The sequence below is a fragment of the Roseiconus nitratireducens genome, assembly GCF_008629675.1.
Classification (GTDB): domain Bacteria; phylum Planctomycetota; class Planctomycetia; order Pirellulales; family Pirellulaceae; genus Stieleria; species Stieleria nitratireducens.
The window spans coordinates 484,540-507,094 of the sequence record NZ_VWOX01000005.1 but is presented as its reverse complement, the minus strand read 5'-3'; the positions used below and the strand labels follow the sequence as shown (position 1 = coordinate 507,094).

Below are 22,555 nucleotides of genomic sequence, written 5' to 3'. Positions count from 1 at the left end.
GCCGCCGGCCTGACGCCGACGGCTGTGTGTGGATCGTGAATTGAGCGTTCGGACTCAGGCTTTGCTGAACTGCAGCCCGCTGTTGTTGGCACCGTCCAACTTGAAGGTGAAGCCGTTTTTGCCCTCGGTCCAGCTGCCCGCCATCTTCTGCAGGTCGTTGCTGCGGACCAACGTCAAGCGACCGTCGGTGATCCGGTACTGTCCGGAGAAGCTCGTGGTCTTTCCATCCTTTTGGACCACCCAGGCGAAGGTGCCACCGGCGGCCAGCTCCAGCGAAACGGTGACGTCGCTGGGAAGTTTGGCCTGCCAACGACCGACGTGCATTGCGGCATCGGCACTGGTCTCGACGGGCGTTGTGACCGGTTGGGCCGACGTCGCTTGCGGTTCCGCCGATTGAGTCGTGCTCGGCTGCGACGCGTTGGACTGCGCCGCGAGCGATGCCAGGGCCGCCAAAGCCGACGTTTCCGCATCGACGCTGGTGTTCGTGGCCAAGCCCGAAGCGGTCGCCGCGGTCTTGGTCGGCCCAGGCTTTGATGCGGGGGCGGTCGTTTGCGACTGAATCTGGGTGGTCGGATTCACGTTGGCGGACCTTGCGATTCCAGCGGCGGCCGGCTGCGGTTGCCGCGTGGGCGCCGGGGCCGATCGGACGACGCCGGGCTGCGTCTGGCTGGGCTGCCCCAATGTCGGTTGGCCGTAGTTCGGTTGAGCGTAGGCGGGCTGGCTGTAGGAAGGCTGGCTGTAGGTCGGTTGCACGTAACGGGCCGGTTGGCTGTAAACCGGGGCTCGATAGCCATACCCGGAGCTGCGGACGACCCGGCCACCACGACCGCAGGCATCGGCTTGGGGGACGGCTTGGACCGAAACTGCGGCGACGGTGGCGAAGGCGACAACGCGTTTGAAGTGGCGGTTCATGATTGGGTTTCCTGACTTGGCAAGTGCGATTGAGTGTTGACGGGTGGCGGACGATTGCGTCCTGTGAACTGCCAAGCGAACGGACCGGACGGATGTTACGCGGCAATTCGAATTTGGCTTCTGGGCGGTTGCCCGGGCGGAAACGTCGGGCGGGAACATCGGACTGACAAAGTCGAATCGGGATCGCCGTTCGGTCGCGGCCGGTGGAAGGAGGTCGTGCCGCATTGCTTCACCCTTCCGGAGGGAGGGTGGATTTCAGAAAAGCACGTCTTTTCCCGTCTCGGACAGCTGCACGACCTCCGTGGTGCGGAGGCGCGCGAGACGCTTTGCAGGTCGAGGGACCTGGCTCTTCGAGGGACCTCGCGGAGGCCTCACTCGGACAGCCAAGCCGCCAGGGTCGCCTGGGCGGTCTTTTCGGTTTCTTTCGGTTTGAGATCCGTTGCCATGGCGGCGGCGAGCCGGGCCACGTAGTCGATCGTGCTCGAAAGCGTCTCGTCGCTGGCGGTCGCGTCGAGCTTGGCGACGAAGAAGACCACATACCCCTCGTCGGTCTTTTCGATCGCCCAGGATCCGATTTTTGTCGCCGTGTTTTGACGGAGCAGCCGCATCATCAGCACGGCATCGGGAGCCTCCGTGGTGGTCTGGACGGTCGACCAGATTCGCCGGATGTCGGCCCGCCCGTGGTACTCGGTGTTCTTAGCGACGAACACGGATTGAGTTTCTTTGCCGACCTGTTGGTCGATCTGGTAATGCCCGCTGGAGTGCTTGGTGTACTTGATCTCGGCTTCGTCCAGCAGCACCTTGCTGGCCAGCGGGGCGCTTCGCCAGGGGCTCTGCAACAGCCGCCGAATCTCCGTGACGTCCACGCAAAAGCTGATCAGGGGACTCTGGGGCGAGAACGATTGCGCCAGGCCGACCAATTTGCCGCTCTCGTCGACGATCGGACCGCCGCTGTCACCGGGTTTGATCGGACTTTGTGTTTCGACGGCCATGAAGTCATGTTCGCCGTGCGTCGATTTGAACTTCTTCTGGTACACCGAGCGGACGGTCCCCGAGGTGTAGACCCACAGGATGTCGCTGTCGCCGGGGTTGCCGATCAGATCGACCTGCGAACCCGGGGTGGTGCTGTCCTCGGCCAATTCGACGGCGGTCACGTCGCCGGGAACTTTGGGCAGCTGGATCAGTGCCAAGTCACGTTTGCGATCGACCGCGACGACGTCTCCCTGGATGCCCAGCTTGAGGATGTTGGTCAGGTAGTGTTTGCGTCGCACCACCAGTTTTCCGTTTTCTCTCGCGGGAAAGAAAATCACGGCCTTGCGGCTGTCGCCGACGACGTGGGCGTTGGTCAGCAGCAGTTTTTTCTCGCTGTCGATGTAGACCCCCGTCCCGGTCGATGTTTCGTTGTCGGCGTTGCTGGTGATCACCCAGGCCGTGCTTTTGAGCGTGGTTTGGTAGGTGGACGAATCCGCATGGACGTCCAGCACTGGCCCGGCCGAAAGCAGGAAGGCGAAAAAAACGGGTAAATACAGGCGTTTCGAGTGGGTGGTCGGCATTGTGGCACCTCAGACAGGTAGCGGGCATCGTGCGAGAAGGCTCGCATTCGTTGGGCAGGTCTGTACCGCCAAGCGACTACCCGGCCGATTTGTTACACGGCGATTCCACCACGCCTTGAGATCGGTCGCCCGCTGCCGTCCGGTCAGGCGGTTGCCGCCGAGGACGTGCCTCGTTTTGCCACCCAGATCAGGCCCACGATTGAGATCCCAAACACGACCAGGCTGACCCATTGGGAAATGGACAGCGTCGTGTTGAATTGACCCGCCTCGTCGACGCGGACGATTTCCAGCACGAATCGCAGGACGGCGTAAGAAGCGAATCCCAGGAACATCAACGCGCCTTCCCGGCGGATGAACAGGGATGCGAAACACAGGGCCAGACACAGGATCAACGAGCTGACGCTGCTGATCGGTTGGGCGGCCCTGACCGGCAGGGCGGCAGCTGGCAACTGTTCAGGCGAGAGGACGTGGGTTTTGCCGGAGACGCGCATGATCCAACCACGCTGGACGTCTTCGGCCGGCACGGTTTCCGGAGCCGTTTCCAGGGGACGCCGATCGAATTCACCGCCCTGGTACAGGTCGCCAGGCTGGATGCCCAGTTCCGCCGCCGTGCTCTCCGGTGCGACCGATTCGATGATTCCTGTCGACGGATCGATCGTCATCCCCAGCAGTTCCCCACTGCTCAGCTGCTCCTGATAGACCTTGGTGATCGGGGGGAATCGCAGCGACGCCCAGTCGGGTTCGCAGCGGCCGCCGTAGCAGCACCCATTGAGCAGGCAGCCGATGCGGCCGAAGAAAACTCCCAGGAACAAGGCCGGCACGATCACATCGCCAAACCGCAGGATCGGCAGATGTCGCCGAACGGTGAACAGGGCAAAGGCAAGGAAACCTCCAATGAAGGATCCGTACACCACCAGTCCGCCTTCGGTGAATGCCAGCATGTTCTTGACCGTTTCCCAGGTCGTCGCGCCGACGAAGTGGTCGTAGTACTGGATGACGTAAAACAGCCGGGCGCCCGCGATTCCACCCACAAACACCCAGGGGGCCAATTCAAAGATCAGGTCCGGATTCATCCCGGCTCGCTTGGCGCGATAGGCTGCCAGAAGGACCGCACTGACGACGCCCAGCAACAGCATCACGCCGTATCCCCGGATCGCCATACCCACCGGCTGGCCGTCGGCGTTCTCCAGTTCCACGCCGGGTAACACGGCCACGATGATCGCCGCGGCGCTGGCCCAAATGAATCCTTCGTGGACAAAAACCTGGGCAACCGTCGGCGGCTGATGCGGGGCAGGCTGTGTTCCCGGCCGGCTTGCCGACGCCGATTCAAAAACGCTGCGCTGGCGGGCAGCCCAGGCTAGCCGCATCACGAACACCAGGCCCAGCAACCCCAACGCGAGGCCAAATCCAAAGACCGGAATGCCAGCGACTTCGTGGGGGATGAAAAAAAGTGTTCGACGCATCGTTGGGCGCGTGAGAGAGGGGGAAGGGGCGGAACGCGAAGGAGGGCTGAAAGCGACTCGATCGCGTGTCGTCCGTGGCGGCTGAACGCCTGGAGTGTCGCTGGCGGCGGGAAAGACAGATTGCACTGGACCGTCCAGATTGCACTGGACCGTCGCAGGGCTCCTTTTCTACGCTCGCCGGCACAAGAAAGTCCAGGCCGCTCGGGTCGGTTCAAGGCTTTCACGCGGTATCGATCGCCAAACCCTTTTGCCCCCCTTCCGCAGCTGACCGATGATCCGACGGAGTTCTCGCGTGTCGAATCGAATCCCCAGCCCCGTGGAGACCCTTGCCGGCTGTTCGTGGTCTTGGCACGCCCCGGCCGCGTGGCTGATGGTCGCGCTGATGGTTGCTGGGAACGCGGCTGCCGCCGAACCGGCGGTCGAATCGGCCGCGGCCTCGAATGCGACCGCGTTTCGCGTGCGGATTCAGATCCTGGATGCCGATACGGACCGGCCGCTCGACCAGCACCTGGTGCTGACCGACGGCGTTCGATTCTATGACTTCGCGCTGAACGATCCGCATGACGTGACCGTGATCGACCCCGCTTCGGGAGTGGTCACGCTGCTGTCACGCGAAAACCAGGTCAAAGCGACGGTTGCGACTCAAGCCATCCTGGCGACGACCGCCCAAGTTCGCGCCCAGGCGACCGAACGGGACCTGGAAAGTCGCTTGGGTATCACCGTCCAGCCGACCAAAAAAGACAACACCTATTCGCTGGCGTTCGCCGGCTACCGGTACGAAGCAACCGCGGCCGTTCCATCCGATCCGATGCTTTCACCGCAATTTGCAGAGTTCACGCAGTGGGCAGCTCGCGTGAATCTGGTTCGCGAACTGGGGCCTCCGCCGTTCGCCAGGATGACCCTGGGGCAGCAAATCGCCGCCGACAGTTTGTTGCCCGAAACGGTGACCCTGAGTTGCACCTCGGAGACGGTGCATCGGAAATTCCTGTCCCGCTACAACTACGAGGTCGGGTTGAGTCAGGCCGATCAAAAGCGGATCGCCGAGGTCGGCGAGATGATCACGCTGTATCGTGAAGTCCCGCTGAAGTCGTTTCCCCGCTGATCTCACCCTCCAGAGCGAAGGTCATGCAGATTCGCTTCACCCTTCCTCCGGGAGGTGCGCGGAGGAGCTTGCGACGACGCGGGGAGGGAGTAGCCAGCGCGTCGGCGGTCCAAATCATTTCTGAAGATGCTCTCGACGGACCAAGCGGTCCTGCTGAAGCAAATTGCAACGATCAGACCGATCAGGCGGCCAAACGTCGGTTCGATGGTTGAACGCCCGCAGCCGAAGGCAGCTTCAGGATCTTGGCATCGGCGTCAAAGGTCGCGACCCGCTCGGCGTCAATTCCGCGTTGCACCCGCGGCAACAGCGATCGGTAGCGGACGCTCCCCAGCACCTCGCCCATCGAACCGTTGCCGACCAAGGCTTCGAACAGCGATTTGCTCAGCCGCAGCGGCGACGTGTCTCCCAGAATGGCTTGCCGCACCGCCGAGAGTGTCTGTCCCCGCAGCCCATCGGACTCGTCTTCCAACAAGGAATTGGCAGTCGCGCCCAACTGACAGGCCTTTACCGGCACCGTGGACCAGCCGGCATGATGCAGCAGGCAGCCAAACGCGTACCCCACCGCGATCGGGTCGTTCATCGCGGGTGCGACGGCGTCCAGCAGACTGCCGAGCACGGAACGACGCAGCAAGCAGGCGTTCAGAAAGCTTCCGTTGACAGCCTGAGGCGATTCCCAGCGAGAATCGGCGACGCTTTCGCACAGCCGACCCGGTGATTCCGTCCAGCCGAGTTGCAGGACGCGTTTGACGCTGCGGTCGATGATTGCCGGCGTGACCGACGCCACATTCGGATTCTCAAACGGTTGCAGCCCCTCGGACAGCCAACCCGGCGATGCCGTCAGCCCGGATCCGATCACGTGCACGAATTGCGCCGAGCACGCCTGGAAACCGTCGCGAATCAGATCGACCAGGTTGGAGGACCGCGCGACGACGAATTTGACTTCGTCCGCCAGATCAAACGGGTCATGGTAGCCGCCGTTGTGGGCAACGATGACCTCGCACCCACCGGGTTGGTTTTCCAAAACGCTGATCAACGTTTCCTCGAACGCGACCTCATCCCGCTGAAACGGTACCAGGATCGAAGCTCGCGGGACGCGTGGAAAATTCGGCACTGGACGACTCCAGGTGGAAGAGGCCGCAATCCGTGCGGCGAACGCGAGAGCCGACGGTTTCCCTCGCACGTGGTGTCACGTCGCGAGGGCCGCCAACCCTCAAAAATACCGTGTCCGTGTAGCTGCTCACCCCGGGGTCCTGTCTTGCGATCCGCGACCCGGATGCGGCGAGAGCCATGCTGGAAAAATCGGAACTCCGATCGGCAATATTCAGTCGATCAGCGCCGAACCGGCAGGGATTCGCCCCGGGTGGTGACGCCCCGCACCGAATCACACGCAAAATCGGAAAAGTCTTTTTGCCAGCAATAGTGCCTCGCCAGGCCCTGACCGAAACCTGTCCTCAACCGTCGCCGCCGTCGCCAGAGTCGAAAACCCCGCACGCTTGCAGGCCCAGTTCGTCTGGGCAGCGGCCGTTTGACTTTGCCAGAGCGTGGAGAATCCGGAGCTGGACGGGAGATAGCTCCGGGCCGATTGAAGGCCGCGACTCAGTCCCCGTGCAGTTGACGCAGGCGACCGGAAAGTCGCAGCATCCACTGGATGCGTTCGAATTCGTCCAGCCAGTCCTGAGTGACGTCCGCCAGCAAACTTTCGTTGACGTCGCCGAACCCCGTCGGGCAGGACGGTCCCAACTGGGTTTCTGCCAGATGCCGGTAGGTGGACAACGTGCGGTCGCCGTAGCGCCCACAGACGTGGTCGTCTTCGCTTAGAAACACCACCGATGGAACCCGCTCGCCGCCACAGGTTGAAATCGCTTGAGCCAGATCCGGGTGCCGATCGCGGTCAAAGAAACGCACCAGCAGACGACCGTTGTGCGACGCAAAATGGTCGAAGATCGGGCATTGATTGACGCAATCGCCACACCAGGCTCCCGCGGAAACCAGTACCTTCATCGTCCGAGAGAATCCGGACAGCAGCGTTCGCTGTGGCGGCGTCAATTCCACCTTGTCGTGGACGGCCTGCCAACGGTTGCGTTGGGACTCGGTGCCGTGGGTCTGCAGGAAATCGTGGTAGGACAGCCCCTGCGGAAACAGGGCGGCATAATCAAAGCTCATCATTCACTCGGCAGGGGAGACAGTTAGCGGCCCCGGGGGGGGATTAGCAGGGAAGGCACGGCGCGAACGGTGTCGTTGGAACACCTGGCTCGACCCACCAAGGACGTCCGGGAGCATCCGAAAGCACGCGACAACGCTGACGGTCGGCAGTGGGCGGGCTTCAGCCGGCGTGCAACGGCGGCCAGACAGCCTGGGGCCGGCGGACTCATGCAGCCGGAGTACCGTGCTGGGCCGTCGTGCTGTGCGGGATCTGAGCCCGGCAATCCGAGTCGCTGCCCGTCGGCAGGCGACGAATCCCTACGCTCTGGCGAGCGTGACTGCAAGATTTCGGACAGCGCCTAACCGCGTTTCTCGATCGGGATCACCTTGCGTTCGGTCGCGCCGGTGTAGATCTGACGCGGGCGATAAATGCGCTTACCCGGATTGGCGTGCAGTTCCTTCCAGTGGGCAATCCATCCTGGCAAACGTCCGATCGCGAACAGCACCGTAAACATCTGCACCGGAATACCGATGGCCCGATAGATCACGCCAGAATAGAAGTCGACGTTGGGATACAGCTTCCGCTCGACGAAGTACTCGTCCTCCAAGGCGACGTCTTGCAGCTTTTGCGCGACTTCGAACAGCGGGTCATCGATATTCATCTTGGCCAGCAGTTTGTCGCAGCAGGCGCGGATGATTTTTGCCCGCGGGTCAAAGTTCTTGTAAACGCGGTGTCCGAAACCCATCAGTCGGAAGCTGCTGTTTTTATCCTTCGCCATGTCGACGTACTTTTTGACGTTTCCGCCATCGGCTGCGATCGTTTCCAGCATGTTGACGCATGCCTCGTTGGCACCGCCGTGCAGCGGTCCCCAAAGCGCGCCGATGCCGGCCGAGATGGATGCAAACAGGTTGGCGTTGCTGCTACCGACCATGCGAACCGTCGACGTGCTGCAGTTCTGCTCGTGGTCGGCGTGGACGATCAACAGCAAGTTGAGCGCTTCAGCAAAATCCGGATCGATGATGTGTTCGTGCGCCGGGGTGGCGAACATCATGTGTAAAAAGTTTTCGCAGTAATCCAAGTCGTTGCTGGGATACATGAACGGCTGGCCCATCGACTTCTTGTAGCTGTAGGCCGCAATCGTCGGCAACTTGGCCAGCAGTCGATAGATCGAGATCTCCACCTGGTCCGGATCGTCGACCTGCATCGAATCCTGGTAGAAGGTCGACAGGGCGCCGACGACACTGCTGAGAATGGCCATCGGGTGGGCGTCACGAGGGAACCCGTTGTAAAACGAGCGCATGTCCTCGTGGATCATGGTGTGATGGCGGATTCCGCTACGAAACTCCGCCGCCTCTTCAGCGGTCGGCAATTCTCCGTTGATCAGCAGGTAGGCGACTTCAACGAAATCGCAATGCGCCGCCAAGTCCTCGATCGGATAGCCGCGATAACGCAGCACACCTTTTTCCCCGTCCAGAAAAGTGATCGCGCTGCGGGTGCTGCCGGTGTTGACGAACCCTTCGTCCAACGTGACCAGGCCGGTCTTCTTCCGCAACGCGGAAATGTCGATGCCCCGTTCCGATTCGCTTCCCTCGACAACTGGAAGTTCGACTTCTTGGTCCCCGTAGATCAATCGCGCCGTGCCGACGTCTTCAACTTCCAGATTTACTTTTGCACTCATGAGGCAGTCCGGGCGAGATTCTTTCTGGGCGAGGCATGTGAGAGCGAGATTCGACCGACTTCGTCGGTCGCGTGCCGCTAGAGGACCCAACATCAAGGATAGGCAGCAGCAACTGCGAAGCGGCTGAGAAAGTCCACGTGGTCCGCTGTGGCGGAACGCTGACCGCCCAGTCCGGCTGGCACGGGTTGCGGCACCCGATCGGCGAAGTTCGGCGTCCGAAGTGTAACGCTACGGTGCCGGTGCGACAATTACGGGGACGCCCGGGAGTGTCAATCTTGGCGTCCGTGCGGCGGCATAATCGGCGCGAGTTTCCCAACATCTTGCCTGCCCGGCGAAGTTCGCAGACGCCGCCGCGGCCGCGCCCCGGATTGCGGTTGTTTGACGCGTCAGTTCCCCAGCGTTTGCGCGGGTGTCAGCAGCTGAACTTCCACGGAAACGATTCGACCGTGAAGATTCCGTTGCACCAACAGCGACGTTGTTGGTGCGACGATTTGATCGACCGCCTCGCGGAGCGAGACCAACCGTTGGCCGACCCAGCCGACCTGGCGGCCGTCGACCGCCAGGATGCGATCGCCGACATCGAGACCCGCGATTTCAGCTCCCGTGCCCGGCACGATCTCCGCGACCAGGCAACCGGTCGAGGTCGCTTCGGCACGAACGCCCAACAGCCGACGTTGCGACAGGGGGTCCGATTCGGGATTAATCCATACCGCAGCGTGCAAATCGTTACCAAGCGGTGCTCGGTCGGCCGATTCGGCAGCGGGCCGGGACGCGGCCACCTGGCGGGGCAACGCTTGGCCAAACACCGTGGCCGACAACATTCCGACGATCAGGGCGACCGCGATGACCACGTAGCCGAGAACGGGGTTTTCCAGCTGTGTTTCGTCCATCGTCGGTTTCTCCGGTTGGCAGTGTCTGGGCGCCCGGTCAGGGTCCTGAGTTGGGCCCTGACTGGGCCGGGGTGAAGGGGGACGCTTCGAATCAGCCAAGCGGAAAACCGACGGCAGTGTTACGCCCGACAGCCGTGGCCGTGGATGCCGAAATCGAAACAGGCCTCACGGAGATTCCGGGCAATCGGTACCATTCGGCGGACGTGCCGTCCCCACCCACGCACGCAATTGCACCCAGTTCGCGCCCCAATCGAGAAGTTCGCACCGCCGATGTCTGGGAAGGAAACCCCCAAAGGAGGAGTCATTCGATTCCTGATTGACAACTCACTGCTGCTGGTGATTGGTGCTTCGGCGGCGTTGATTTGGGCCAACCTCGCCGACCGCAGCGGCAGCTCCAGTTACGAAGATTTCGTCCATTACGACGTTCGCCAGTTGTGGGGCGGCGGTGAAAGTCATCCGGCCGAGAGCCACGGCGGCGCCGAAAACCACGGGGACGAAGCCAGCCCAGCAGAAATCAGCGCTGACGAAACCGGCCCTGACGAACAGGGGCAAGCCGCGTCACCGACGGGCACCCCGCCCGTGTCATCCGAGGGCGGCGAACCTTCGCATGCGGGGCCTGCCGACGCGGCGCACGCCCAGACGGAACATCATTGGTACCAGGTGATGTTTCTGGTCAACGATCTGTTGATGGCGTTTTTCTTCGCGATCGCGGCCAAGGAGGTTTGGGAGTCGCTGTTGCCCGGCGGGCCGCTCTCCAATCCCCGCAAAGCGGCCACGCCCCTGTTGGCGACCCTTGGCGGCATCCTCGGTCCAACGGTGTTCTACCTGGGCGGCGCCTACGTGACGGGAACCTCTGCCGAATTGGGCAGGGGTTGGGCGGTCCCGTGTGCCACCGACATCGCTTTCAGCTACCTGGTGGCCCGTTTTATTTTTGGCCCGGGGCATCCGGCGATTGCGTTCTTGCTGTTGTTGGCCATCGCCGACGACGCTGCCGGTCTGATCATCCTGGCGGTTTTCTATCCGTCTGCGCCGATTGAACCGATTTGGTTTCTGTTGACCGCAGCGGCGATGGCGTTGGCCTATGTGCTGGGCAAGTTTCGCGTGCACTCTCACTGGTTCTACGTGCTCGGGCCCGGGGCACTCTGCTGGTTTTCCTTCTACCAGGCTCACCTCCACCCGGCCCTCGGATTGGTCCCAATCATTCCGTTTCTTCCGAGTGCGACATCCGACCTGGGAATCTTCGCCCGCGAAGAGCTGAATCGACATGACACGCTGAACGAATTCGAGCATTTTTGGAAGACGCCCGTCGAGCTCATTCTCGGCCTGTTCGGACTGGTCAACGCCGGGGTCGTGCTCAGCAGCCTGGGGACGGGTACCTGGTTGGTGCTGGTCGGTTTGCTGGTGGGCAAGCCCCTCGGAATCACGCTGATGACGCTTTTGGCCGAAAAAGGTTTCCGCTTGCAAAAGCCGGTGGGGATGGACTACCGGCATGTATTCACACTTGCCATGATTGCCGGGATCGGCTTCACCGTCGCCCTGTTTGTTTCCGTTGCGGCGTTTCGGTCGCCCGGGGCGGTCCGGGATTCGGTGAAGATGGGAGCTTTGCTGAGCTTCGTGGCCGGACCGGTGGCCTTCTTGATCGCGAAAATGCTGTCGATCAAGCCGGGAGAATTGGCACAACATGACTCGGAGACCGACTCAGATAATTGATCATGGAATCGAAGCAAATGGATCAGGACAAGCTACCCCCGGAAGCGATCGGGGAGAGCGAACTGGAGCGTCCGCAGCCCGCCGACGAACCGATCACTCGGGACCGTGTCGGCGAGAGCGCGGACATCTATGCGGAAATGCAATCGACGATCGAGAAACTGCAGCGGGATGAAACGTCGCGCGGCGATCTGAAGATTCTCTCACGCACCTTGCGTGAACTTCGTTACGCCTTCAAAGTCTTTCGTCCCTATCGCCGGCGCCGCAAAGTCACCATCTTTGGTTCGGCCAGAACGCAGCCAGATCACCCCGACTACAAGTCGGCGGTGCAGTTGGGACAGAAGATGGCGGCCCACGGATGGATGGTCATCACCGGAGCGGGCGGCGGCATCATGGAAGCCGGACACGTCGGCGCCGGACGCGACGCGTCGATGGGGTTGAACATCATGTTGCCCTTCGAACAGGGCGCCAACGATGTCATCGAAGGTGATCCGAAACTGGTCACGATGAAGTACTTCTTCACACGCAAGTTGATGTTCGTGAAGGAATGCAGTGCCGTGGTCTGCGCTCCGGGCGGGTTCGGCACACTGGACGAAGCGTTGGAGACGCTGACGTTGATGCAAACCGGCAAGCAAACCATGTTGCCGCTGGTCCTGCTGGACCATCCCCGCGGCAGTTACTGGTCCGACCTGGGCGAATTTATCCAAAAGCAGTTGTTGGCCGGCGGGATGATCAGCCCCGAGGACGTGGCCCTCTACAAGATCACGAACGACGTGGATGAAGCCGTGCAGGAAATCCTGTCGTTCTATCGGCGCTACCACAGCATGCGTTACGTCCGCGACCAACTCGTGTTTCGACTCACCGAACGCTTGACGGATGAGAAGCTGGATGAGATCCAGAGTTCTTACGCCGACATCCTGGTCGACGGGCGGTTTCGGCAGACGAACGCCTTGGATGATGAATCGGGAGAACCCGATTTGGCGGGGCTGCCCCGATTGGTGTTCCACTTCAATCGTCGCGCCCTGGGGCGACTTCGCTGCTTGATCAACACCATCAACGAAGATTGATCGCTCTCGGGCGACTTTTGAACGGGCAAAAAAAGAGCGGGCCGCCTCCGTCGCCCAAGCGTGGAGGTCGTGCAGCTTTAATATCACCCTCCCTCCGGGAGGGTCGCGGAGGAGCTTGCGACGACGCGGGGAGGGTACGTCCGGCGCGATTGATGTCAGCTGGTTCGTGAATCTCCCCCTCCCCAAAGGCTCGTGCCTCGCCTTTGACCCTTCCGGAGGGAGGGTGGATTCGAAAAAACACCTCATCTCCTGGTTCGGAAACGCGGGGCCGGTTTCGCCGGCCATCTTGACGTCGTCGGCATTCTGTGGCGGCATTTCTCACGCAATGCGGGACAAGCGGGGGGGCGGCAATTAGACTCGCCGTGCCTAAATCATTTGATCCGTCATCTGTGGAGTCTCAACATGTCCCAACACCGTCGCATTTCTCTACTTCTGGTCCTGGCCTTGCTGACATCGGCCTCGCTGCCCAGCCACGCCGTCGCTGGTCCCTTCGGGATCTTCGGTCGCTGTCACAAGAAGACGACCTGCTACGTGCCCGCACGTCCCGCCTGCGGTCCTGCCGCCGTGGTGCCGACCGAGGTGCCCGCTGCACCCCTGCCACCGGCGGCCGCGCCGTCTGAAGCACCCGCCGACGTGCCTTCGATCCAAACGCTCAGTACCACACGCTCGGTGACCGGCGAAGTCTGCTTCATGTACACCGGCTACCCCGGCTACGTCTTCAGCCAGGTGGGAATGGAGAAGGTGAGCGATACAAAGTCTTGCGCCACTTTGTTGCAGGAATCCATTGCTTCGATCACGCTCTCATCCGGTCAGACGAAAGTTGGCGAAGGGTGTCATGGCGCGACGGGATGCGATCCCGGCTTCTGCGTGACCTGCAATGCCAACGCAACCGCCGCGTTGCAGAAGGCCGAAGCGAAGCCGCTGTGGAAGGTGCAGTGGTTCGGCCGGTGCTGCAACGGTCGCTGCATTCAGGGGCCGCAGATCATTGGACCGAACCGTGACGCGGTGATCGATGTCGCCAAGCAACTGTTCTGCGAGCAAGCACGTCGCGAATGCTGCCCGCGTGTCGTCTGCTGCTATTTCACCGTCGATCCGGCGCCCTAGCCAGGGACGTTGGGTCGTCATGTTGACGCCTGGTTGCTGTCGCCGCTTCGCGACTCACTCCGGAGCTTCCAACAGGAATTGCTTTTCCTCTTTTGGCGTCAATTCTCGCGTGGCGAGCCCGCCTTCGTTCTCCGGGTGCAGTGGCAGCGTGAACAACGTTTTGCTTTTGGCGACCAGGATTCGATCGAAGTGGTTCGATACAAAGGGGTCAAATCGGTCCAAGATCATGGCGTCACGCGGATCGGCCGGTGGAGGATCGGGAAGCGGCAACGCCCCCGTGTCGACGTGATACCATTCGCGATTGTCTTCCAGTCGCCAGATCGACATGCTGTTTCCGTGATGCGCCGCCAGCCAGTCGCCGGACGGATCCACCACCGCGGCGAAAGGCTCGCCGTCGGGCAACTTGATTGTGTTCAGGGTGTCACCGCTGGCCAGATCGGTCATCGTGATCGTCCCGTCGCCGGTCAACGTGACGATGCCCTTCCCGTCGGGCAGAAAATGAGACGTCTTGACCGGCGAGGCGAATTGGAACTGGTCGACCGCCTGGTCGCCTTCCAGCGGAGCGATCAGCACGTGGTAGGGATTCTTCTCCGGCGTGTTGTCCGGTTCCTGCCCGCCGCGATCCGACTTGCCGTCGGGAGCCGAGTCACGACGTGCTGCCGCGGGGATCACCAGCAGTCGCGATTGGTTGGGAGAAAATTCCGCCCAGGCCACTTGGGGGTCATTCAGCGGCAGGCTGATCGCTTGGGCAGCTTCAAGATCGTAGCAATGAAGGGTGTTTGTTCGAGAGACCGCGATGACGAACCGATGGCTGACATCCAAATCCAGCTGCTTCAATGGCTGATCGCCCATTGAAAACCGTTGCAACACTTCTCCGGTCGCCAGGGATTGAAGCACACACTTTCCTTTGTCATCGGCCGTCAGCAATCTCTGCTGGTCCAGCAGGGCGGACTGTTCGATCGGACGTTGGTGCTCATTGAACGTTCGCTGCAAGCTGCCATCGGAGACACGCCACACTCGGGCTCGTCCATCACGTCCAGCGCTGATCAGGGTCTGGCCCCCCTCGGCAAAATGGATGGACGTGATCGGCGCCAAATGTCCGTACAAGCGTTGGTGCAGCTTTGTCGTCGCGACGTCTCGAATCTCCAGTCCGTGCTGATGAAAAGCGTTCAACAAAACCTTGCCGTCGCCGCTGAGCACCATTCCGCGGGGAGTGCCGAAGGGCAATTGAATTTCCCAATCGGGCTGGAGCGACTCCCGCGACCACCGCTGCAAGACACACGGAACGTAGTCCAACACTTCGCCGGCCGGCAACGGTTTGCCCCAGGGGATTTCGGAGCAGGTGAAGAAACGTGTCCCGTCCGGCGTGTAGGCCCCATAGACACGAGGATCGCCCGTTAACGGCAGCCGTCGGTTCTCGTCGTACAGCCAGATTGCTGCCCCTTGTTCATTGGAACAGATCAAGACTTCGTTGTTGGCGGGATGCGAGGTGACGTCGCACCGTCCCGGAACGGCGATGCGGCCAACCGCATCGCCGGTTTCGATGTCCCAGGCAACGACTTCCCGACATTCGACACGATCAAAAGAGATCACCCGCGTCCCGTCAAAGTTGAACTTCACGTCGCTAAGCGGTGTGCCCGGCGCGCCGATCTCCACTTTCTTTTCGTAGGTCTGGAAATCCCAAACCACGGCCCGTGACTGGTCGGTCACGGCGGCAAGCCATTTCGCGCCCGGGGAAAATGCCGTTTCGGTGACCCGGGCGTCATGGGCAAGCTTGGCCAGTTCTTCGCCGGAGTCGGCGTCCCAGACTCGAACGACACCGTCTTCGCTGGCGGCGACCACTCGATTGCCGTCCGGACTGAACTCCAACGCGAGCACCGCTGCCTCGCCGGTTTCTAAAGCCAGGCGGCGATCCTGGTCTGGAAACCACAGCGTCACCGCCCCGTCACCGGCGTCAGCCGCTACCCGGTCACCGCTGCCATTGATTGCTGCCAGCTGATAGGGACCGAACAGGCTGGAAATGGATTTCAATGGCTCTCCCGAATCGATGTCGTGCACCGCCAAGCGGTTTCCATCGATCTTGACGAACCGAGTCGAGGATCCTACCGGCATGTTGACTGTGCCCGTCACGCTGGCAATCGGTTGCTCCTGTCCCGGTTCGAAAACCGTTCCGGTGAAGAAGTCTCCAATGATCGGGTACGCGACGTGGTTCTCCTGAGGATCCACCACAGCCGCGGTGTACCTTTCTTCGACCTTGTCCGAGAAGGTTGCACGCTGGCGTCCGTTTTGGATGTGCCACAGTTTGACCGTTCCGTCGTTCGACCCCGTGGCCAAGATTTGAGAGCTTGGATCAAAGCAGTACGAGTTGATGTCGGCCTGATGTCCGGGCAACGATGCCGAAGGGTGGGGCTGGTGAGTTGACCACAAGTTGATGCGATTGGGGCCCAACAACCGCAACGAGAGCCAGGACGCATCGGGGCTGAGTGTCGCGTTGACGATCGGACCGGACGCTTGAAATTCTCTGCGCGGTTGGGCATTGGAACCGAGAAGCACTTGAACATGGTTGCCGTACCGGTTCCAAACCGCCAGGTGCAGGTTGTCGGGCAAGTAGGCGCAATGGGTGCCGGTGAGGTGGTCCGTCGGGATTCGAACGCCTTCGGTCAAATCCCACAGGTGAACTCCGAATTGTTGCGAACCGGTCGCCAAATGTTTTCCGTCGGGCCGAATACTGATGGAGTCGATGACGCAGCGGGTGTCATCGGTCGTCTTTTGTTTCCAGAGATCAAAAACGAACAGGGACTCTCCGGTTTTCGCATCCCAGACGCGCACGGTGTTGTCGTCCGACGCCGTCACGATCCGGTCGCCGGCAGGCACGAAGGCCGTGAATACGACGCGTTCCTGATGGCCGGTGAGGGTCAAGAGGGACTGCCCGCCGACACAATCAAACACCGTGGCGGAATTCCCCATCGTTGGTAACACGACCCGGCGACCGTCGTGGTCAAACAAGGCCGGATGGGTCTCGAAAAGAAAGGCGTCTTCAAAGATCACCAATGGCCGAAAGGCGACATCTTCCCACAACCGTGGCGGACGACTGGTGTGCTGTCCGTCGATGTCATCCTGAGACTGGGCAGCCGGAGGAGACGCGGTGGTCAGGATGCGGGCGTTGTCGGGGCTGTACATCGCCGACGTGATCGGGCCCGTCGTGCGGTCGTCCATGAATTCGTGAATCCGCCGACCCTGAGCAACGTCCCACAGTTGCGCCCCGCGGGGCGGGCCGTCAAAATCTTCTTGGCGGGCGGTGACCAGCAGACGTGTCCCGTCGCCGTTGAATGCGACGTGGCCGACTTCCATGTCGCATTGCAGTGTCTGTTGCTCGTGCAGCGCCGCTAAAGCCGCCAAAATCATGTTGTTCGCGTCGGCACCGGGATGTTTTTCGGCGGAAATCAGTGCCAGACGGAGCGCCAGGGCGGGATCCGTCTGCATGTACAAGGCCGCTTCTTTGGCCAATCGCTGCGAATCGCTGAATCGCAGCAGGGACTCCACATGCTGACGTTCTTTCTGTTCCGACTGCAAGGCGTTCGAGGTCGTCGACCAGGCGCTCCATCCGATCGCCGCAATCACGATGGATCCGATCAGCGCGACGAAGGCGGAGGAGGCGGCGGCAGCCGCCAGGTGACGATTGGCGCGTCCCCACTGGATCAGACGTTGGGACAGTGTCGGCTGCTGCGCTTTGATTGGCCGGTGGTCGCGGAACAAGGCCAGGTCTTCGGCCAGTTCGGCCGCCGTCTGGTAGCGGTCGTCAGGATTCTTGGCCATTGCCGTCATCAGAATCGTTTCCAATGCCGCCGGGATGTGGGGATCCAGCCGACGAGGCGACATGGGATTTTCCAACATCACCTTGCGCAACGTGTCTTCCCGCGTCTCTCCGGAGAAGGCGCGACGGAGCGTCAGCAACTCGTACAACGTCGCTCCCAGGGAGAAAATGTCGGATCGCTGGTCCACGCCCGCGCGATTCTTTCCGATCGCCTGTTCGGGGCTCATGTAGCAGTAGGTGCCGACCAGCGCGCCGGTGATCGTTGCGCCCCGGTCATCGCCGAACTGCGCCAGGCCAAAATCGGCAATGTGTGCGTCGCCATCCAAGTCCAAAAGCAAGTTCGAAGGTTTGATGTCGCGGTGCACGATCCCCACTTCATGGGCGTAGTGCAGCCCTTCGGCGACTTGGATCCCTAGTTTGACGAAAGACTCGATGAATTTGGGATGCGACGTCGTGCCCCGTTGCGCCACCCGACGCAACAATTCGTGCGAAGCCAACGTGTCCTTTTTTGAAATGCCGGACGTTCGGGTGGACGAGTGTCCCGGAAATCCGGATTCTTTGTCTCGTCCCGACTTCTTCTGTGTGGTGTGACCCTCCACGTTGGTTGCCGGCGGATGCTCGCCCGATTCGGCAGCCTCTTTCAACATCTTGATCACATGGGCCAAATCACCGCCTGGGATGTACGGCATCACGTAGTAGTGGATGCCGTTCTCTTCGCCCACTTGTTGGACGGGAACGATGTGCCGGTGATCCAGCTGCGCTGCCGCCCAGGCTTCATTCTGGAACCGGACCAAGGCGCGGTGGTCAAAGGCGCCCGAGAACGGCAGAACCTTCAGGGCGACACGCCGATTGAGCGACCGTTGCGTTGCCTGGAAAACGACTCCCATCCCGCCGCGACCGATTTCTCGCACGATTTCATAGTCGCCGATGCATCGTCCGGCGGCGAAGACCGGGTGGGAAACATCGACGGTGTCGGCAGGCTTGGTTTTCGGTTTGGAAGATGGCGGCCCGCTCGACCGGTTGGCGATCGGCGCCACCTGCGGTGTCCAATCGAAATCGACCGTGGCCGAATCACTGTCACCCTGCGGATTGGAATGGTCGGCCATGGAGGAATCTCACTATCCGAAGGGACGGAACCGATTGCAGGAGAACAGGAATCAGGCCCTATACCATAGGCGGTTTCCGGGGCACCCGTCCAATCCGTTGTCCGCTGCAAGCCGGTCTGGACGCGAATCCCGGCACCGCGCCGGTTGGCTCGAATGCCCCGGCGTCCGCGACGATTCGAGAAATCGAATTCTTTTCGCGAGTGATTCCACGTCGCGATGCGACTTCGTTGTGGGCGGATCTCGGTGTGGCGAACGACCGTGTCTCAATTAGGTCGGCTTTCTTGATCGGGGGGCGCACGGGGCAAGCGTCCGCCCGGTCCAGACAGCTCTTTCCGTCCACCTGTTAGAATCGCCGACGGTCTCTGCCTGTCGCTTGCTTCGGCGTGAGCTGACTGCGGGCGACTTTCACCTACCGACTTCCGGACCGGGGCTCATGGAGCACAGTCGATTCAACCGATTTCAATGGTTCTTCTTGCCGGCGCTTTTGGTAGGGCACGCCCTGGGACAACTTCATGTTCTGGAGCAACCGTCGTACGGCGCCCCGCCGACCAACGCGGAGCCAAAACCCAAGCGCCAAGTCGCGGAATCGACTCGACCGGCGGCGTCGGATTCGGGATCGCTGCAAAGGATTTTTGGCCGACACGTTCTGGCCGAGAACGTCGACCGATTACGGGCGGATTCGGCAGGACTGCCGCCTGCGGAGCGCTATCGGAAGTTGGCGGCATGGGTTCTGCCTGGCGATTCACAGTTGGGGTTTCGGATGACGGGGCGCTTCATCCAAACCGATCCGTCGCCGCTTGCCCTCCAACGGCATCCCGTTCGATTTCAGGGGACCTCTCGTGGCGGTACGCTGGTCTCGCCAGTGTTTGACCTTCTGGACGCGGCCGAAGCGACGGGCAAGTTGGCGGAGTTGCGTGCGACCGTGGCAGATCGTTCCGCCGAAGGATCGTTTCAGCAGCGGTCTCGTTGGGCGCTGTTGTTCATGATCGACTTGAAGCTCGGCGATGAAGAAGCCGCGTCGATTGCCGCCGACAAGCTGTTTCAAAGCTTGAAGGACACTCGCCCGAAAAACCTGGCCGACATGTGGCCGGAAACGCTCGCGGTTTATTGGGCCGATCGGCGATTCCCAAACAATCGACTCAGCACACCACTCATCGAACATTTGTTTCTACAACGAAGAAACGTCAAGGAACTCGGACGTTATCCCGTTTGGCATGAACACTTGGCCGCTTTGGTGGGACACAAGCGGATCCTGATGCTGGCCGGGGAAGATGCCGCGGCGATCGAGGGGATGGAACTTGAGCATTGGATTCCGATTGAGCGAGCGACGGCATGGACACGCGGCGCGGGAACGCCGCCTTCGCAATGGCAATTCGCCGGAAAGGAGTTGTTTCATGTCAGCGGTCACAACGATGACTATCTGGTTTTCCAAAGTCCGCTTCGAGGCGAGTTTGCATTCGAGGGCGAAATCGGTTCTCGGACAACGACTCAGTTTCTCGCGGCCGGACAGTACTTCGGGCCTCGGCAAACGCAGGAAATCGAAGTCGGGACCTTTCGCGACGGATCTTCGGTGCAGTCGATTTCTCAAACACCGTTGACGCGACAGGACGAGACGTTCCATTTTCGGGCCAGCTTCGAAGGCGGCCGGCGAACGATCTCCATCAATGGCCAGGAAGTACATTCGCAGTCGCTTGCGAAGAATCATGATCCGTGGGTCGGATTCCGCTCCTGGGGCCGCAACACGGCGCAGGTCGTTCACGCTCAGGTCAGTGGCGATCCCCAGGTCCCAGACCGAGTGTCGCTGGCAACGTCGCGCGAACTGAGCGGCTGGGTTTCTTATCAGTCCGAACCGGTCGGTGCGGAGGATGCCATCTGGCGGTTGGTTGATTCCGCGGGCGGGACGTCGGAAATTCACGGTCGCCGATGGGTTGAAAATGCAGGAAGTTGGTATGAAAGCCAACTGCGTTATTTCAGACCGTTGGTTGAAGATGGCCGAATCGAATACGAATTCTTCTACCAGCCCGGGCAGGTGGAGGTGCACCCGTCGTTCGATCGGCAAGTGTTCATACTGCGTCCCGACGGTGTGCGTCTTCACTGGATGACCGATGGGAAGCATGACCGCACCGACGTCCGGCCGGATCATTTGCTTGACGCGGTGGGAATGCAACCGGGAGCGACTCCGCTGCCGCTGCTTGCCAACGATTGGAATCGGATGTCGGTCGCCGTATCCAGTGGCTCCCTGACGTTGACGCTTAACGGCCAGCCCGTCTTTCAGTGCGAAGCGCCCCGACCGAGCCGGCGCAGCTTCGGTTTGTTTCACTATGCCGATCAGACCGAAGTCCGTGTCCGAAACGTCACGCTGGAGGCCGACTGGCCCAAGCGGGTGCCCGACGCATCCGGGCAAGCATTGGCCGATCCATTTGTGGCAGCTCTGGACGAACAATCCGAAGAGTTGAAGTCGGTTTTCACTCATGACTTCACCAAGGACGGATTACCAGAGGAGTTCTTTACGACGCGTGATTCCGATGGGGGCGGCGTGATGGCCGCGTCGGGTGATGGGGTTGCGGTCACCCGACCGGGGTCCGGCAGGTGGGCCGGATTCGATTTGATTACAAGGTTTTCGCTCGAAGGTGACTTCGACATTGAGGCCGGGTTTGAAGCTTTGAACGTCCAATCGGATGTCTTCGCCGCAATCCAATTGGTTGCTCGACTGGATGATCAGCGACAGAGCCATTGTCGGCTGACTCGGACCCGTCTTCATGACGTGGGGCATCGGTTGAACGTTTCGGTGTCCCAACTGCATCCAGACGGCAGCCGGACGTACCCGGTCAGCATGCATAAAACCTGTGACGCAGCCGCCGGCCGAATGCGACTGTCGCGCCGTGGCGATGTGGTCCACTATTTATTCGCGGAACAGGATTCCGAGGTGTTTCAGTACTTGGCAAGTGAAACGGTCAGCGATCGACCGACACATTCGGACGGCGTTTTGTTGTCGGCGATGTGCAACGGCAACGGATCGTGCCGCGTCGTCTGGAAATCGTTGACGTTGCGAGCCGAGCAGTTGATGTACCTGGCGCCGAAACCTGAGCAGGAGCAGCAGAAGCTGTGGATCATGAACCACGACGGCAGCGACGTGCGGATGGTGGCTTCCCCCGCACCGGGGTTCACCCATCTCGGGTCGGCGGAGTTCTCGCCGGACGGTCGTCACATCGTGTGCGACATGTCCACCGGCAGCACGAGATCGTCCCACATCTTCCGCATGAATCTGGACGGTAGCGGGCTGCGGGATCTTGGCGAAGGCTGCATGCCAAGCTATTCGCCGGATGGCAAACGGTTGGTGCTGTCGCTTCCCGGCAGCGGTGTGGTCGTGATGGACGCAGATGGTTCCAATCGACGCATCGTGGATCAACGTGCCTGGGGTGCGGAGTGGTCGCCGGTCGACAACCGCATTGTGTACGCAAAGTCAGGCAATCTCATCGTCCTGGATGTCGCAACGGGGCAAACGCATGAGTTGCTGACGGCGAAAGCCACCGGCCGCTTCAGCACGATCTACTGGAATATGGGTTGGTCTCCGGACGGTCAATCCATCGGCTTCAAGGGGCGGAATCGACAGACGGGAGACTTTGAAATCGGTGTCGTCCGTGTCACGCCGCCTCCACATTATCGCAGCCTGTTGTCGCGTCCCGACGGTCCGGGGGCCAATTGCAGTTGGACTCCGGACGGTCGCCACGTCGTGGTTTCGATGTACAGCGCACCGCATGGCGGAGCGAGGCTGTTCCGGTTGGCGCGAGACGAAACGGGGAAGCCCGAACTGCTGCCCGATCAGCCCGTGGGCAAAAAGATTCTCGATTGCGAATGGTCACCCGATGGGACACGGATGCTCTTCTCGGGAGTCGACAACCCGGTTCCGGTCCCATGGACCGGAAAGTGAAAGTCCGAAAGCAGCATGGCTGGAAAGGTGCGCTCGGTCACGCCGGAGATTTTTTCGACGCCGCGATGGATCAGCCCTCCGGGCC

General features: G+C 61.1%; 13 protein-coding genes. 5 read left to right on the top strand and 8 right to left on the bottom strand.

The annotated features are described in order from the left end of the window. Positions 1–54: 54 nt before the first annotated feature. The 3 genes from FYK55_RS11995 to FYK55_RS11985 form a co-directional block, all read right to left on the bottom strand. Positions 55–912, bottom strand: a complete 858-nt coding sequence (locus FYK55_RS11995) for a hypothetical protein (RefSeq protein ID WP_150076629.1) — start codon at positions 910–912, stop codon at positions 55–57. A 371-nt stretch (positions 913–1,283) separates the two neighbouring features. Continuing rightward, the gene (locus FYK55_RS11990) at positions 1,284–2,465 is read right to left on the bottom strand and encodes a S1 family peptidase (protein ID WP_150076628.1); all 1,182 of its coding nucleotides are present in this window, start codon (positions 2,463–2,465) and stop codon (positions 1,284–1,286) included. 143 nt (positions 2,466–2,608) lie between these two features. Continuing rightward, a complete protein-coding gene (locus tag FYK55_RS11985) occupies positions 2,609–3,928 on the bottom strand; it encodes a prolipoprotein diacylglyceryl transferase family protein (RefSeq protein WP_150076627.1) in 1,320 nt (439 codons plus the stop codon). Positions 3,929–4,220: 292 nt separating this feature from the next. Here FYK55_RS11985 and FYK55_RS11980 point away from each other — a divergent pair, with 292 nt between their 5' ends. Then, complete coding sequence (locus tag FYK55_RS11980) at positions 4,221–5,030, top strand: hypothetical protein (RefSeq protein ID WP_150076626.1); 810 nt, start codon at positions 4,221–4,223, stop codon at positions 5,028–5,030. A 181-nt stretch (positions 5,031–5,211) separates the two neighbouring features. Here the strand turns inward: FYK55_RS11980 and FYK55_RS11975 are convergent, their stop codons facing one another. The 4 genes from FYK55_RS11975 to FYK55_RS11960 all read right to left on the bottom strand — a co-directional run bounded on the left by FYK55_RS11975 (position 5,212) and on the right by FYK55_RS11960 (position 9,741). Continuing rightward, positions 5,212–6,141: a hypothetical protein gene (locus FYK55_RS11975; RefSeq protein WP_150076625.1), complete on the bottom strand. Its 930-nt coding sequence runs from the start codon at positions 6,139–6,141 to the stop codon at positions 5,212–5,214. Between the two features lie 485 nt (positions 6,142–6,626). Continuing rightward, a complete protein-coding gene (locus FYK55_RS11970; protein WP_201743691.1) occupies positions 6,627–7,196 on the bottom strand; it encodes a thioredoxin family protein in 570 nt (189 codons plus the stop codon). A 335-nt stretch (positions 7,197–7,531) separates the two neighbouring features. Then, the gene (locus FYK55_RS11965; protein ID WP_150076623.1) at positions 7,532–8,851 is read right to left on the bottom strand and encodes a citrate synthase; all 1,320 of its coding nucleotides are present in this window, start codon (positions 8,849–8,851) and stop codon (positions 7,532–7,534) included. 386 nt (positions 8,852–9,237) lie between these two features. After that, a complete protein-coding gene (locus FYK55_RS11960) occupies positions 9,238–9,741 on the bottom strand; it encodes a PDZ domain-containing protein (protein ID WP_150076622.1) in 504 nt (167 codons plus the stop codon). Positions 9,742–10,011: 270 nt separating this feature from the next. Here FYK55_RS11960 and FYK55_RS11955 point away from each other — a divergent pair, with 270 nt between their 5' ends. From FYK55_RS11955 to FYK55_RS11945, 3 genes are all read left to right on the top strand, one after another. Beyond that, the gene (locus tag FYK55_RS11955) at positions 10,012–11,451 is read left to right on the top strand and encodes a Na+/H+ antiporter NhaA (RefSeq protein WP_161604460.1); all 1,440 of its coding nucleotides are present in this window, start codon (positions 10,012–10,014) and stop codon (positions 11,449–11,451) included. Between the two features lie 2 nt (positions 11,452–11,453). Then, positions 11,454–12,515 carry an LOG family protein gene (locus tag FYK55_RS11950; protein WP_235908628.1) on the top strand — a complete coding sequence of 354 codons (1,062 nt, stop codon included), beginning with the start codon at positions 11,454–11,456 and terminating at the stop codon, positions 12,513–12,515. A 402-nt stretch (positions 12,516–12,917) separates the two neighbouring features. Next, entirely contained in the window at positions 12,918–13,619 is a 702-nt protein-coding gene (locus FYK55_RS11945) for a hypothetical protein (RefSeq protein WP_150076620.1), read from the top strand. Positions 13,620–13,673: 54 nt separating this feature from the next. On the opposite strand, the gene FYK55_RS11940 is transcribed toward FYK55_RS11945, so the two are convergent. Continuing rightward, entirely contained in the window at positions 13,674–18,539 is a 4,866-nt protein-coding gene (locus FYK55_RS11940) for a WD40 repeat domain-containing serine/threonine protein kinase (protein ID WP_150076619.1), read from the bottom strand. Between the two features lie 433 nt (positions 18,540–18,972). Here FYK55_RS11940 and FYK55_RS11935 point away from each other — a divergent pair, with 433 nt between their 5' ends. Further along, positions 18,973–22,470, top strand: a complete 3,498-nt coding sequence (locus FYK55_RS11935) for a DUF1583 domain-containing protein (RefSeq protein ID WP_150076618.1) — start codon at positions 18,973–18,975, stop codon at positions 22,468–22,470. The last annotated feature ends 85 nt before the right edge of the window (positions 22,471–22,555 follow it).